Source organism: Streptomyces sp. NPDC003038, from assembly GCF_040611115.1.
In the GTDB taxonomy this organism is placed as follows: domain Bacteria; phylum Actinomycetota; class Actinomycetes; order Streptomycetales; family Streptomycetaceae; genus Streptomyces.
In genome coordinates, this window is sequence record NZ_JBEXNN010000018.1 from 123,480 (window position 1) to 138,087 (window position 14,608).

The 14,608-nt window shown below is 72.9% G+C and carries 12 protein-coding genes; 6 read left to right on the forward strand and 6 right to left on the reverse strand.

The annotated features are described in order from the left end of the window. Positions 1-8: 8 nt before the first annotated feature. Complete coding sequence (locus tag ABZX75_RS22595) at positions 9-1,190, forward strand: crosslink repair DNA glycosylase YcaQ family protein (protein WP_355413244.1); 1,182 nt, start codon at positions 9-11, stop codon at positions 1,188-1,190. A gap of 108 nt (positions 1,191-1,298) precedes the next feature. Here ABZX75_RS22595 and ABZX75_RS22600 read toward each other — a convergent pair whose 3' ends face one another. From ABZX75_RS22600 to mtrA, 6 genes are all read right to left on the reverse strand, one after another. Then, positions 1,299-2,063, reverse strand: coding sequence for a response regulator transcription factor (locus ABZX75_RS22600; protein WP_355413246.1), 765 nt, complete (start codon positions 2,061-2,063; stop codon positions 1,299-1,301). Positions 2,064-2,251: 188 nt separating this feature from the next. Then, positions 2,252-3,004, reverse strand: a complete 753-nt coding sequence (raiA, locus tag ABZX75_RS22605) for a ribosome-associated translation inhibitor RaiA (protein ID WP_355413248.1) — start codon at positions 3,002-3,004, stop codon at positions 2,252-2,254. Between the two features lie 285 nt (positions 3,005-3,289). Continuing rightward, positions 3,290-4,069: a ComF family protein gene (locus ABZX75_RS22610; RefSeq protein WP_355413250.1), complete on the reverse strand. Its 780-nt coding sequence runs from the start codon at positions 4,067-4,069 to the stop codon at positions 3,290-3,292. Between the two features lie 64 nt (positions 4,070-4,133). Then, positions 4,134-5,963 carry an LpqB family beta-propeller domain-containing protein gene (locus ABZX75_RS22615; protein ID WP_355413252.1) on the reverse strand — a complete coding sequence of 610 codons (1,830 nt, stop codon included), beginning with the start codon at positions 5,961-5,963 and terminating at the stop codon, positions 4,134-4,136. Between the two features lie 103 nt (positions 5,964-6,066). Next, on the reverse strand, positions 6,067-8,016 hold the full coding sequence (mtrB, locus tag ABZX75_RS22620; RefSeq protein ID WP_355413254.1) for an MtrAB system histidine kinase MtrB: 1,950 nt from the start codon (positions 8,014-8,016) through the stop codon (positions 6,067-6,069). A gap of 1 nt (position 8,017) precedes the next feature. Further along, a complete protein-coding gene (gene mtrA, locus ABZX75_RS22625; RefSeq protein WP_214949728.1) occupies positions 8,018-8,707 on the reverse strand; it encodes a two-component system response regulator MtrA in 690 nt (229 codons plus the stop codon). Between the two features lie 235 nt (positions 8,708-8,942). Here mtrA and ABZX75_RS22630 point away from each other — a divergent pair, with 235 nt between their 5' ends. The 5 genes from ABZX75_RS22630 to ABZX75_RS22650 are packed head-to-tail and all read left to right on the forward strand — an operon-like array spanning position 8,943 to position 14,472. Beyond that, positions 8,943-10,256, forward strand: coding sequence for a hypothetical protein (locus ABZX75_RS22630; protein ID WP_355413257.1), 1,314 nt, complete (start codon positions 8,943-8,945; stop codon positions 10,254-10,256). Between the two features lie 10 nt (positions 10,257-10,266). Beyond that, positions 10,267-10,944 carry a DUF4129 domain-containing protein gene (locus ABZX75_RS22635; RefSeq protein ID WP_355413277.1) on the forward strand — a complete coding sequence of 226 codons (678 nt, stop codon included), beginning with the start codon at positions 10,267-10,269 and terminating at the stop codon, positions 10,942-10,944. Continuing rightward, the gene (locus ABZX75_RS22640; protein WP_355413259.1) at positions 10,941-12,185 is read left to right on the forward strand and encodes a DUF4350 domain-containing protein; all 1,245 of its coding nucleotides are present in this window, start codon (positions 10,941-10,943) and stop codon (positions 12,183-12,185) included. The genes ABZX75_RS22635 and ABZX75_RS22640 overlap by 4 nt, the downstream gene beginning before the upstream one ends. Further along, complete coding sequence (locus ABZX75_RS22645) at positions 12,182-13,162, forward strand: MoxR family ATPase (RefSeq protein ID WP_355413261.1); 981 nt, start codon at positions 12,182-12,184, stop codon at positions 13,160-13,162. Before ABZX75_RS22640 ends, ABZX75_RS22645 begins: the two co-directional genes overlap by 4 nt. After that, positions 13,162-14,472 (forward strand): DUF58 domain-containing protein, encoded by a 1,311-nt coding sequence (locus ABZX75_RS22650; protein WP_355413263.1) that lies wholly within the window; start codon positions 13,162-13,164, stop codon positions 14,470-14,472. Before ABZX75_RS22645 ends, ABZX75_RS22650 begins: the two co-directional genes overlap by 1 nt. Positions 14,473-14,608: the final 136 nt, after the last annotated feature.

Sequence of the window (14,608 nt, forward strand, 5' to 3'; positions counted from 1 at the left end):
CTGCCGGCATGACCTTGCTCTCGCTCTCCGCCGACGAAGCCCGCCGCATCGCCCTTCGCGCACAGGGCTTCCTCGGGGCGCCCGACCGGCGGGCAGGGGTGCGGGGCGTGCTGCGCCACCTGGGCGCCGTACAGCTGGACACGATCTCGGTCCTGGCGCGGTCGCACGAGCTGGTCGCGTACGCCCGCCTCGGCGCGGTGGACCGCAAGGCGGTGGAGGCGGCGTACTGGTCCGACCGCCACGCCTTCGAGTACTGGTCGCACGCGGCCTGCATCCTCCCCGTCGAGGAGTGGCCGCACTTCGCCTTCCGCCGCCGGGCCCGCTACGCGCGCGGCCACCGCTGGCACGTCCTGCGGGACAAGGACCGCTCGACGAAGGCGGTCCTGGAGCGCCTCAGGGCGGACGGCCCGCTGACCTCGACCGAGCTCGGCGGTGCCAAGAACGGCGGAGAGTGGTTCGAATGGTCCGAGACCAAGATCGCGGTGGAGTGGCTGCTCGACACCGGCGAGGTGGTGTGCGGTGAGCGGCGCGGCTGGAAGCGGGTCTACGACCTGCCGGAGCGGGCCGTCCCGGACGCGCTGCTCCACGACGACCTGGACGACCGCGAGTGCCTGCGCCGCCTCGTCGCGCTCGCCGGGAAGTCCCTGGGCGTCGGCACCCGCGCCGACATCGCCGACTACCACCGCCTCAAGGGCGAGCAGGTCGACGCGGTCATCTCGGACTCCGGACTGGTGCCGGTCGAGGTCGAGGGCTGGGGGCGCGACCGTCGTGGAGGGGCCGCCTGGGCGGACCCGGCGGCGCTGGCGACGGTCCCCCGCGGCCGCCACCGCACGACTCTGCTCTCCCCGTTCGACTCGCTGATCTGGGACCGCCCCCGCACCGAGCGGATCTTCGGTTTCACGCACCGTCTGGAGGCGTACGTCCCCAAGCCCCAGCGGATCCACGGGTACTTCGCGATGCCGCTGCTGGCGGGCGGGCGGCTCCAGGGCCGCGTCGACCCGGGCCGCGAGGGCACCACCCTGGTCGCCCGCCAGCTCTCGCTGGAGACGCCCAAGGCCGCCTCCGCGATGGCGGAGGCCCTGTGGGAGGCCGCGCGGTGGGTGGGGTGCGAGGACGTACGCGTCGAGCGCGCGCAGAGCGCGCAGGAGGCGGCGGCCGTCGTCGCGGAGCTGTCCGCGCGGCGCCCGTAGAGGTGGGCCCGTAGAGGAGCCCGTAGAGGTGTGCCCTAGACGACCGCTCCTGGGGGAGCGCCTGAAGCGGGGCACTCGTCGCACCGCCCCCGCCCCCGCCCGGGACGGTCAGCGGATTTCGAGGATCTTCTCCCGCATCGCGTAGACCACGGCCTCCATCCGGGAGTGCAGCTGAAGCTTCTCCAGGATGTTGCGGACGTGGTTCTTCACCGTGTTCTCGGAGATGAACAACTCCTTCGCGATGTCACGGTTGTTCATGCCCGTGGCCACCAGCTTCAGGACTTCCAGCTCCCGGTCCGTCAGCCTGGGCGCCGGCAGCAGCCGCCGCTCGTCGGTCCGCTGGATCATCGACTTGAACTCGGTGAGCAGTTTCGACGCCATCGAGGGGCTGATCTGAGACTGCCCGTCCGCGACGGCCCGGATCGCCGTGGCCACCTCGTCCGTCGAAATCTCCTTCAGGAGGTACCCGGTCGCGCCCGCCTTGATCGCGTCGTAGAGGTCCGCCTCCTCGTCGCTGATCGTCAGCATGATGATCTTCGCGGAGGGCGCCACCTCCTTGATCGACGTGCACGCCTCGATCCCGCCGCGCCTGGGCATGCGTACGTCCATCAGCACGATGTCCGGCAGCAGGTCGGCCGCCTTGTCCACGGCCTCCGCGCCGTCACCCGCCTCACCGACGACCTGAATGTCCTCCTCCTGCGCGAGGACGATCTCCAGCCCGCGCCGGAAGAGCGCGTGGTCGTCGACCACGAGTACCCGGATGGGCTCCCCGGCCGACGAGCCGGCGGCCTCCGCCGCCCGGGCCGCCTCACGGGCCGCCTCACGGCAGCCCGCACCGTCGTCACCGCGCACCGGCCCGAAGCCGTCCGCCATCGTTCCTCCCCCTGCATGTGCTGAGCTGCTGGGCCAACCCGACGGGCACCGCCGCCGATTGACTGCCCGCCATGATTCCATGCCCGCGCCACCGGGCGGGGTCAGTCGACGGCCACCTGGCGCATACCCGTCATACAAGAGCCCCTGCGGAACGCCTCGGCGTCCCGCAGGGGCAACGAATGGTGTGCTCAGCCGCCGAGCGCGCCGCCGGCGCCCGCACCGGACTCGTCCGAGCTGGAAGCGCCGTCGGGGTTCAGGTGGATGATGCCGTAGTCGTACGCATGACGTCGGTAGACGACGCTGGGCATCTTGGTGTCGGAGTCGACGAACAGATAGAAGTCGTGACCGACCAGTTCCATCTCGTACAGAGCCTGGTCGAGCGACATGGGTGCGGCCGAGTGCGTCTTCTCGCGAACGATGAGCGGACCTTCGCCCTGCACTTCCAGCGATCCGATCCGGGTCGTCGGGATCGCGTCCGCCTTCTCGTCGCTGACCGGCTCGCCGCTCCCGTTCAGACGAGCCGCGTCCGGGACGACGTCGGCGACCTCTGCCGCCGAGAGCCGGCCGCTGCCGCGGCGGGTGTAACGCTTGTCGTGCTGCTTGCGCAGCCGGGCCTCCAGCTTGTCCTGAGCCAGGTCGAGCGCCGCATACGGATCGGCGGCCGCCGCCTCGGCACGGATCACCGGGCCTCGCGAATGCAGGGTGATCTCCACGCGGTCGGAACGGTCGGCCTGACGCGGGTTGTGTTCCTTGGACACCTCGACGTCCAAGCTGATCACCTTGGCGTCGAGCTTCTGGATCCGCTCCGGATTCAGCTTCTCGGCCACGTGCTTGCGGAACCGGTCGGGCACTTCGGTCTTGCGGCCCTTGACGACGATGTCCACGCAGAACTCCGTTCCCGGATAACTTCGCCCAGGGGGCGAAGCGTCTCCCTTTCGCACCAGGCCCCGGTGAACACCGGAGCCTCGGACTGGCGACTTCCACCTCCTCCTCCCCCATCGGCAAGATCCACATCCCACCGACTGCGGAGTAGAGCGACAGCCTCCCTGACGCAGATTCCCAGAACGTGCGATCCGATCCGTGGGGCGCGAGGTTCGCCAGTCCCTCACCACCGAACATATCTCTCTATGCCCGCTGTCGGCACCCGCTACCGGACCGTATCTCCGTCCAGATGTCTCTTCCGTCTTATCACCTGCAACGATGGGCCTTCCCCTCCAGTTCCAAATCTATTCGGAAGAATTTTGCTCCGGAGGAGTTGTCGGCCGGATCCGCACGAAAGAGTCCGCCGGCGCGGCCACCACCGCCGCCCGCAGAACGATCCCCGGCGCGGACCCCGACGCCGGCCCCGGCGCCCCCGCCCCGAGACCGGCCGCCCGCACCGCCCGGGCCGCCTCCGCCAGCGTCGCTCCGGTGGTGATGAGGTCGTCCACGAGCACGAGCGCGGCCCCGTCCGTCAGCCGCGCCCCGTCCCGGCACACCGCCAGCGCCCCCGCGAGGTTCTCCCGCCTCTGGCGGGCCCCCAGGCCCGCCTGGTCGGCCACCGCCCGCCGCAGCCGCAGTACGGGCGCCACGCGCGCGGGAACACCGGCCCGCCGCAGCCGCGCCGCGGCCGCCAGCGCGATCCTGCGCGCCGGATCATGCCCGCGCGCCCGTACCCGGCGGCGCGCCGAGGGAACCGGTACCAGGGCCAGCTCCCCCGCCCCCACCCCCGCCCCGCTCCCGGTGGAGGAGATCGCCGCCGCCAGGGCAGCGCCGAGCGCCCCGGCCAGCGGCAGCGCCCCGCGCTCCTTGTGCGCCAGCAGGACAGCCCGTACGCCATCCCCGTACACGGCCGCGGCATGCACCACCGGCAGCCCCGCAGGCGGCGGAGAGGGCCGCACCCGCCCCGCGGCGGCCCCGCTCAGCGCCTCCCGGCAAGCGGCGCACAGCAGCACCCGGTCGGCCCCGCAGCCGGCGCAGTCGACCGGCAGGACCAGCCCGGCGAGCTCCCCCCACCACCCCCGCATAGCCCCACTCTGCCGGGCCGGGCACAGGCCCGCCACCCCTGTGGACAACCAGCGAAACCGCAGCTCAGCCCGGGTACACCGGCGCTCGGCCGCCCGCCGCCGCCGTACGCCACTGCGCCCCCGGCGGCAGCCACACGATGCCGTCGCCCTCCGAGTACCCCACCACCGGCGGCTCCGGTTTCGTCTCCTCCTCCGAGGCGGCGACCGTCACCGCGAGCAGCCCGCTCGCGCCCGGCAGGCTCGCCGCGACCATCGAGCCGTCCGCCAGCATGTAGCGGGCCTGGACGACCTCGCCGCTCTCCCGGCCCACCACCAGCAGCCGGCCCCGCGGCGCCCAGCTCATCGCCGTCACCTCCGCCATCTGCGGCGCCGCCGGGCGCAGCTCGCGCACCGACACCGCCCCGGCCTCCCCCTTGGCGGGCCGTTCGATGCGCCCGATGTACAGGTTCTTGCGGCTGTCGTCCCGCTGCACGAGCAGCGCGATCCGCACCCCGTCGGAGGAGGCCTTCAACGAAGTGATCTGCCCGCCGTCCAACCCGGCCACCTGCACCTTTTCGGGTGTTCCGGTCCCGCCGGGCACCCGCCACAGTCCGGAATCCCGCTCCGCGATCCACAGGTCGCCGGCCGCGTCCCAACTCGGGGCGGTCAGCATGTTCGGCTTGTTCCCCTTGGCCGTCAGCACCGGCTGCGGCATGGCCCCGGGTGTCGCCAGAGCCACGACGTACAGCGCGTGCCCGTCCTCGGAGACCACCGCCGCGCGCCGCTCGTCGTACGCCACGGCCGCCGAGCCGACCTTGAAAGCGGAGTTCTCGGCCAGCGGCCCCGGCACCCGTTGCGGCCGGTACTGCTGGTCCTCGCTGGTGACGTCGAGCTCCATCCGGACCAGCCGGCCGTCCTTGTCGACGTAGTACTGGTAGTGGGGGCTCGGCACCCGGTTGGCGATCACGGCCGCCGATGCCTCGGTCACCGCGCACAGCGAGGTCTTGCCGTCGGCGCGCAGCAGTTCGACCCGCTCCAGCCGGGACGCCGTCAGCTCCTTGACGGTGTACAGGAGTTGGGTCGCCATCTTCTGGCACTGCGGCTGCGCGACGCTGCCCGCCTTGTCGTTGAGCGGGACGCGCAGCGTGTTCTGGCCGTCGTACGAGAGGGACTTGGTGCCCTCGCGCAGTTCCGTCCCGGTGGGGAAGCTGGACTCGACGACCGGGGCCAGCCAGTGGGACGGCCCGGCGAGCAGCGACTTCACGGCCTGCGTGGTGGGGTCCATGCGCGAGTCGGGGTCGCTGCGCTGACGCACGTAGACGGGGTCGGCGACGAGTGTGCCGCCCGCGAAGTAGTACTTGTTGACGGGCATGTAGATGCGCTGGAAGTCGGATTCGCTGAGTACGAGGCTGCTGGGCGGGGTCGCGATCCGCCAGTGCTTGTTGTCCACCTTGACCAGTTGGAGGAACTCCTTGTAGCCCCCGCCGCCGGTCTCCGGCTGGTACGCGCTGCGCTCGTCCACCGTCGCGAGCTTCTCGCCGGACACCTCCCAGCGGGGGCCCGCCGGGTCCTTCTCGCCCTGCACGGAGCGCCGGTCGAGGCCGGCGGAGAGCACGGTGACGGCCGCGCCGGGCTTCCAGTTCTTCGCGGCGTCCTCGGTCAGGTACTTGCGGGCGGTCTCCAGCTGCGGGTCGTCGCTGGTCATCGCCTCAAGGAAGCCGTCGACGATCTCGGCCGGGCTGGCCTTGTCGGCAGGCGGCACGCTGAACACCCGGACCTGCGAGTCGACGCCCTGCGAGGCCTGCACCGGGCGGATATCGCCGGAATCGGGCATGGAGGCGCAGCCGGCCACCAGCAGCGCGGCAGCGCCGAGGGCACAGGCCCGCAGGCTCCTCAGCCGACGGCGCGCGTGCACGCTCCCGGACCCCGCGGCACCGGACCCCGCGGCACCGGACCCCGCACCACCGGCCCGCGCGTTCCCGCCCCTCGCGCCCCTCGTGCTCCTCGCGCTCCTGGGCTCAGCGTCCATCAGGTGTGTCCTCCCCTGCTGCTGCCTGCTCGGCCGGCCGCGCCACGACCCGGGCCCCGTTGCCCGGCAGCGCCGTCGGATCCGCGGGTACCGGCAAGGCTCCGGCGACCGCCGACCGCGGCGGTATTGGCGACCGGTCGGCGCCGTCCCCCGGCTGCTGGGGCGCCGCGGCGCCCGCGGCCTCGGCGGCGGCCCTGGCCCGGTTGGCCCGCGAGTCCTCGGGCTCCAGCGGGATCGGGGACCCCCGCAGCGGTTCGTCGGCGGTACGCGGCAGGGTGAGGCGGAACTGCGAACCCCCGCCGGGCTCGCCCCACGCCTGGAGCCAGCCACCGTGCAGCCGCGCGTCCTCGACGGCGATGGACAGGCCGAGGCCGGTGCCGCCCGTGGTGCGCGCCCGTGCGGGATCGGCCCGCCAGAAGCGGTTGAAGACGCGGGTGGCCTCGCCGGGCTTGAGGCCGACGCCGTAGTCGCGGACGGCGACCGCGACGGCCCCGCCCGCGGAGGCCAGGCGTACCACCACATCGCGGCCTTCGCCGTGCTCCACGGCGTTGACGACGAGGTTGCGCAGCACCCGCTCCACGCGGCGGGAGTCGGCTTCGGCGATGACGGGCTGGGTGTCGCCGAGGACGCGGATCCGGGTGCCCTTGTGCTCGGCGAGCGGCTCGGCCGCGTCGATGACGCGGCGTACGACGTCACGCAGGTCGATCGGCTCCGCCTCCAGGGCCGCGGCGCCCGCGTCGAACCGGCTGATCTCCAGCAGGTCGGACAGCAGCGACTCGAACCGGTCGAGCTGCCCCGCGAGCAGTTCGGCCGAGCGTGCGGTGACCGGGTCGAAGTCGACCCGGGCGTCGTGGATGACGTCGGCGGCCATGCGTACCGTCGTGAGCGGCGTCCGCAGCTCGTGCGAGACGTCCGAGACGAACCGGCGCTGCATCCGCGACAGGTCCTCCAACTGCTGGATCTTGTGCTGGAGGTTCTGGGCCATCTTGTTGAAGGCCTCGCCCAGGCGCGCGATGTCGTCCTCGCCGGTGACCTTCATCCGCTCCTGCAACCGCCCGGCCGAGAGCCGCTCGGCGATCCCGGCGGCCATCCGCACCGGCGTCACGACCTGGCGTACGACGAGCCAGGCGATGGCGCCGAGCAGCACGACGACGAACAGGCCGGCGGTGGCGATGGTGACCTTGATCAGGTTGAGGGACTCCTCCTCCTGCGTCAGCGGGAAGAGGTAGTACAGGTCGTACGGGTCGCCGTTGATGTCGCTGAGCCGCTGGCCGATGACGAGCGCGGGCTCGGGCGCCTTCTCCCCTGATCCGGCGGCGTAGCGGATCTCGGAGAAGGTCTTGAAGGTGCCGGTGGCGTGGTTGACGGCCCGGCGCAGGTCCACCGGGACGCTCGCGGTCGGGTCGACGTTGCCGGAGGCGCGGGCGCCGCGCACGCCGTTCTTCTGCGCGCCGGGGCCGGGCGGCTCCTCCCCGGTGCCGGCGCCGAGCGCGGCCACCTCGAAAGCGGTCTGGCCGCCGCTGGCCAGCTGTTTGACGAGGGAGTTCATCCAGGTGCTGGCGTCGCGGCCGACCTTGTTGTCGGTGGCGTCGGGCCCGTCCACGGCTGAGTGGGTGTTGGCCTTCTCCTGTGCGACCGCGAACCCTCCCGCGGCCTGGCTCTGCGCGGCCTCCTCCTTGGCGTCGAGGAGGCCCTTGCTGACCTGCGCGATGACGACGAAGCCGAGCGCGAGCACCACGGCGAGTGACATCAGCAGGGTGGCGGCGACCACCCGGAGCTGGATGTTGCGCCGCCACAGCCGGACAGCCGGAAGCAGCGGCCGGCGTACGAGGCGTACGAACAACCGCAGCACGGGGCCGCCGAGTGCTCCGTCCTGGAGCAGCCGGCCGCCCCGCAGGCTCCCCCAACGGGAACCGCCCCGGGGCCTGCCGGGCTTCATCTCAGCTCGGTCCTGCCTTGTAGCCGACACCACGCACCGTCACGACGATCTCGGGGCGCTCCGGGTCCTTCTCGACCTTGGAGCGCAGGCGCTGTACATGCACGTTGACCAAACGGGTGTCCGCCGCGTGCCGGTAGCCCCAGACCTGCTCCAGCAGCACCTCACGGGTGAAGACCTGCCAGGGCTTGCGCGCGAGGGCGACCAGCAGGTCGAACTCGAGCGGGGTCAGGGCGATGGAGACACCGTCCCGCTTGACCGAGTGCCCGGCCACGTCGATGACGAGGTCACCTATGGCCAGCTGCTCGGGCGCGGGCTCCTCCGACCGGCGCAGGCGGGCCCGGATACGGGCCACCAGCTCCTTCGGCTTGAACGGCTTGACGATGTAGTCGTCGGCCCCGGACTCCAGGCCCACGACGACATCCACCGTGTCGCTCTTGGCCGTGAGCATGACGATCGGCACGCCGGACTCGGCCCTGATCAGCCTGCACACCTCTATGCCGTCCCGTCCGGGCAGCATGAGGTCGAGCAGCACCAGGTCCGGCTTCGCCTCCCGGAAGGCAGCAAGTGCCTTGTCACCGTCCGCTACGAACGACGGCTCAAAACCTTCTCCACGCAGCACAATGCCGAGCATCTCGGCCAGCGCGGTGTCGTCGTCGACGACAAGGACGCGTCCCTTCATGGTTGACATCATCCCATTAGCTAATCGTTACCTGGCGGTGAGCTGTCCCACAGCCAAAAGGGCTGGAAATCGCCCTTCGGACCTGCGTGGAGATCAGGTCGACCAGTCTGCCCCGGATCCGGGTGACAATTGAAGGTACGGGCTGCCGGGGATCCGGGGGGACGGCCGGTCCGTTCCATGAGGTCACGTGGCACGATGGCAGCGACCAGCGCCCCCCGCCGCAGCAGGTGCACGTGAAGGAGCGACGATGAACGACTCTCCGGGCTGGGCTACGCCCGGACCCTCTCCGTCCGACGGTGAGCGGCCGGGGGCACCCGCCGACCAGCCGGGCGCCGGTCCCGCGCAGCCGCCCGCGCCGGCGACTCCGCCCGCCGGTGACGGCAAGTGGTCCGCCGAGCAGCCCCCACCCGGCCAGTGGTCCAGCCCCGGTACGGGAACGCCCGCCGCTCCCGCCCAGCCGGCCCCGGGACAGCCGCAGGGCCCGGGCTGGGGCGGACAGCCCGGCGCGCCCTACGGCAGCCCGTACGGCGGCCAGTACGGCTACCCGGGCGGCCCCGGCCAGTGGGGCAAGCCCCCCGCCGCCAAGCCCGGTGTGATCCCGCTGCGCCCCCTCGGCATGGGCGAGATCCTCGACGGCGCGGTCGCCACCATGCGCACCCACTGGCGGTCGGTGCTGCCGATCACCCTCGTCGTGGCCACCGTCGTCCAGGTCTTCAGCGTCCTCGTGCAGAAGTACGCGATGGGGGGCCTCACCCTCGCCGCGGACCCCGAGGCGAACCTCGCGGACACGATCAACACCCTCGGCACCAGCACGGCGCTCTCGATCGCGACCCTGTTCATCCAGGCCCTCGGGACCATCGTGGCCACCGCGATGCTCACGATGATCTTCAGCCGGGCGGTGCTAGGCACCAGCTCCACGGTCTCCGCCGCCTGGCGCGACGCCCGCCCGCAGCTGCTGCGCCTGATCGGGCTGACCCTGCTCCTGGGGCTCGGCGCCATCCTCCTCGTCGCCGTGCTGGTCATGCCCGGCATCCTCGCCAGGGAGATCGGCATCGTCCTCGCGGGCGGCCTGGCCGCGATGCCGCTGCTCGTCTGGCTGTGGATCAAGTTCAGCCTGGCCTCGTCCGCGCTGATGCTGGAGAAGAGCACCGTCTTCACGTCCCTCGGCCGCTCCTCCAAGCTCGTCAAGGGCACCTGGTGGCGCATCTTCGGCATCACCGCGCTCACCGGCCTCATCACCGGCTTCGTCTCGGCGATCATCGTCTGGCCGCTGACCATCATCGGCATCGCCGTCTTCGGCGGCGGCTTCAACGGCCTCGCGGACGGCACCGCCACCACCGCCTGGGGATCGCTCGTCTTCTCCGCCGTCGGCGTGATCATCGCCCAGACGATCACCATGCCCATGCAGTCCGGCGTAACGGTCCTGCTCTACGTCGACCAGCGCATCCGCCGCGAGGCGCTCGACCTGGAGCTCGCGCGTGCGGCGGGCGTCGAGAACTACGGCGCGAACACCGCCGCCGCCGCCGCACCGCCCTCCGGCGGACCGGTGACCGGAGGCTGATGCAGCGATGATGAGTACGGGGGGCCTCATCACCCGCTCCGCGGCGCTCCTGCCGCACGCGGAGACACCACCGGTGACGACACCGCGCGAACCGGCCCGGGAGGCGGCCGGGCGCGAACTGTCCGAGCCGAAGTACCACGAGAACGACCCGGGCCTGATCCAGCGCGCCCTGGACCGGCTGTGGGAATGGGTCACCGGACTCCTGGACCGCGCCTCCGGGGCGACCCCCGGAGGCGGGCTCGGCCTGCTCGTGATCCTCCTCCTGGTCGTCCTGATCATCGCCGCCCTGTGGTGGCGGCTCGGCTCCCCCCGCCGGGCCGCCACCGGCGCGGGCATCCTCTTCGACGACGGCGTGCGCAGCGCCGCCGACCACCGCACGGCCGCCGACGCCCACGCCGCCGCGGGCCGCTGGACCGAAGCCGTCCAGGAACGCATGCGCGCCGTCGTGCGCTCCCTGGAGGAGCGCACCCTCCTCGACCCGCGCCCCGGCCGCACCGCCGACGAGGCCGCGGCCGAAGCCGCGGTGTCCCTCCCGGACCACGCCGGGGACCTGCGCGCCGCCGCCCGCGCCTTCGACGACGTCACCTACGGCGGCCGCGCGGCCGACGCCGACATGTACGGCCGCCTGCGCGCCCTCGACCTCACCCTGGCCCGCACGAAGCCGCTCCTGACGGGACCCACGGCATGACCGGCCCCACCCCCACCCCCGAAACCCCCGGAACGCCCACCCCCGCCCCCGGCGAGACCCCGGCCCCCGGCCCAGCCCAGCGGAGCCGCCAGATCCGGCGGCGGGTACGGCGCGCCCTCACCCTCCTCGCCGTGCTCGCCGCAGGCGGACTCGCCGTCGCCGCCCTCAACTCCGGCACCCGCCACGGCTACCTCGACCCCCGCTCTCCCGACCCCTTCGGCAGCATGGCCGTCGCCGAGCTCCTCAAGGAGCGCGGCGTCACCACCCGCGTCGTCACCACCACCCGCGAGGCCGCCGCCGCGGCCGGCCCCCGCACCACCCTCCTCGTCACGGACCCCGACCGGCTCGGCGAAGCCCAGCGCCGCGCCCTGCGATCCGCCACCGAGCCCTCCGGCGGCCGTACGGTCCTGCTCGCCCCCAGCGGCCTCAGCCTTCCCGACCTGGCCCCGGGCGTGCGGACCAAGGGCAGCGCCCACACGGACGACCTCGCCCCGGAATGCGTCCTGCCCGCCGCCACCTCCGCCGGCCGCGCCGGCACGGGCGACGGCCTGCGCTACACCACCGCCCTGCACGGGATCAGCGTCTGCTACCCCAGCGGCGGTCACCCCACCCTCCTCGTCCTCCCCACGGGAACCGCCGGCGGCGACACCGTCCTCCTCGGCTCCGAAGCGATCCTCCTCAACGAGAACCTCGCCGAGGAGGGCAACGCCTCCCTCGCCCTCCACCTCCTCGGCTCCCGCCCCGACCTGGTCTGGTACATGCCGTCCCTCGCGGACAGCGACCCGGACGGCGCCCCCGGCGGCGAGGAGAAGAGCTTCCTGGAGCTCGTCCCGGCCGGCTGGTCCTGGGCCCTCCTCCAGCTGTTCATCGCCGCCGCCCTCGCCGCCCTCTGGCGTGCCCGCCGGCTCGGCCCCCTGGTCACGGAGAGACTGCCCGTCGTCATCCGCGCCTCCGAGGCCACCGAGGGCCGCGCCCGCCTCTACCGCAAGGCCGGGGCCCGCGACCGCGCCGCCACCGTGCTGCGCGCCGCCACCCGCGAACGCCTGGCCGCCCTGGTCGGCGTACCGCACACCCGGGCCCACGAGCCCACCACACTGGTCCCCGCCGTCTCCGCCCGGCTCGCGGGCGAGGCACGGGACGTGACCGCCCTCCTCTTCGGCTCCACCCCAACCGACGACGCGGCACTCGTCGCGCTCGCCGACCACCTCGACGCCCTCGAAAGAGAGGTCCGTACGTCATGACGTACCCGGCCACCGAGTCCGCCGCCGCGGACAGCGCCCGCGCTTCCCTCGAAGCGCTCCGCACCGAGATCGGCAAGGCCGTGGTCGGTCAGGACTCCGCCGTCACCGGTCTCGTCGTCGCCCTCCTGTGCCGCGGCCACGTCCTCCTCGAAGGCGTCCCCGGCGTCGCGAAGACCCTCCTCGTACGAGCCCTGGCCGCGTCGCTCGAACTCGACACCAAGCGCGTCCAGTTCACCCCCGACCTGATGCCGAGCGATGTCACGGGCTCTCTCGTCTACGACGCACGCACCGCCGAGTTCTCCTTCCAGAACGGCCCGGTCTTCACCAACCTCCTCCTCGCGGACGAGATCAACCGGACCCCTCCCAAGACCCAGTCCTCGCTCCTCGAAGCGATGGAGGAACGCCAGGTCACGGTCGACGGCACGCCCCGCCCGCTCCCGGAGCCCTTCCTGGTGGCCGCCACCATGAACCCGGTCGAATACGAGGGCACTTACCCCCTGCCGGAAGCCCAACTCGACCGCTTCCTCCTCAAGCTCACCGTGCCCCTGCCCTCCAGGGAGGACGAGATCGGTGTCCTGACCCGCCACGCCGCCGGCTTCAACCCGCGCGACCTGCACGCCGCGGGCGTCCGCCCGGTGGCCGGCCCGAAGGAACTCGAAGCCGCCCGCAAGGCCGTCGAACTCACCAGCGTCTCCCCGGAGATCACCGGCTACGTCGTGGACATCTGCCGCGCGACCCGTGAATCCCCCTCCCTCACCCTCGGCGTCTCCCCGCGCGGCGCGACGGCGCTGCTGGCCACCGCCCGCGCCTGGGCCTGGCTCACCGGCCGCGACTACGTCACCCCCGACGACGTCAAGGCCCTCGCCCTGCCGACCCTCCGCCACCGCGTCCAGCTGCGCCCGGAAGCGGAAATGGAGGGAGTCACGGCCGACGCCGTCATCACCGCGATCCTCTCCCACGTCCCCGTGCCGCGCTGATGGCCGTCACCGGACGCGCCGCCCTGCTGGCGGCCCTCGGCAGCATCCCCGTCGGCATCCTGGAACCGAGCTGGGCGGGGATCCTCGCGGTCAACGCCCCGCTCGCGCTGGCCTGCGCGGTCGACTGCGCCCTCGCGGCGCCGGTCCGCACCCTCAAGCTGCACCGTTCGGGCGACACCTCGGTCCGCCTCGGCGAAGCCGCCCAGGTCCATCTGTCGGTCACCAATCCCAGCGGCCGAACCCTGCGCGGCCGCCTCCGCGACGCCTGGCCCCCGAGCAGCTGGCTCCCGGGCACGGAGACGGCAGCCTCCCGCCATACGGTCACCATCCCGGCGGGCGAGCGCCGCCGCCTGACCACCCACCTGCTGCCCACCCGCCGCGGCGACCGTCAGGCCGACCGCGTCACCATCCGCTCGTACGGCCCGCTGGGCCTCTGGGCCCGCCAGGCCTCCCACGTGTCCCCATGGACGGTCCGCGTCCTGCCGCCCTTCACCAGCCGCAAGCACCTCCCGTCGCGCCTCGCGCGGCTGCGCGAACTGGACGGCCGTACGAGCCTGCTGACCCGCGGCGAGGGCACCGAGTTCGACAGCCTCCGTGACTACGTCCCCGGCGACGACACCCGTTCCATCGACTGGCGTGCCACGGCCCGCCAGGACAAGGTGGCCGTCCGCACCTGGCGCCCCGAACGCGACCGGCACATCCTGATCTGCCTGGACACCGGACGCACCTCGGCGGGCCGCGTCGGCGATGCCCCGCGCTTGGACTCCGCGATGGACGCGGCCCTGCTCCTCGCCGCCCTGGCCACCCGCGCCGGCGACCGCGTGGACCTCCTGGCCTACGACCGCCGCCCCCGCGCCCAGGTACAGGGCCGTTCGGCGGCCGACATCCTGCCGTCCTTCGTGAACGCGATGGCCACCCTCGAACCGGAACTGGTCGAAACGGACTCGCGCACCCTGGTCTCGACCATCCTCCGCAGCGCCCCGCGCCGCTCCCTGGTGGTCCTCCTGACGAGCCTGGACGCGGCCCCCATCGAAGAGGGCCTGCTCCCCGTCCTCCCGCGCCTCACCCAGCGCCACACGGTCCTCCTGGCCTCCGTGGCCGACCCGCACGTGGCGGAGATGACGAAGTCCCGCGGCACGGTGGACGCGGTCTACGAAGCCGCGGCCGGAACGCAATCCCAGTCCCAGCGCCGCCGCACGTCCGACGAACTGACCCGCCACGGCGTCCACGTGGTCGACGCCACCCCGGACACCCTGGCCCCAGCCCTGGCGGACGCCTACCTCGCCCTCAAGGCCGCCGGCCGCCTGTAGCCGTCTCCTTTTCGCGGGAGCCTCGACACCGGAGGCTCCCGCCCGACGCACCGGACGTCACAAGAACGGGCCGGGAACGCAGAAAAGCCCCGCACCATAAGGTGCGGGGCTTTCCCACAATAATCGTTCGGCGGCG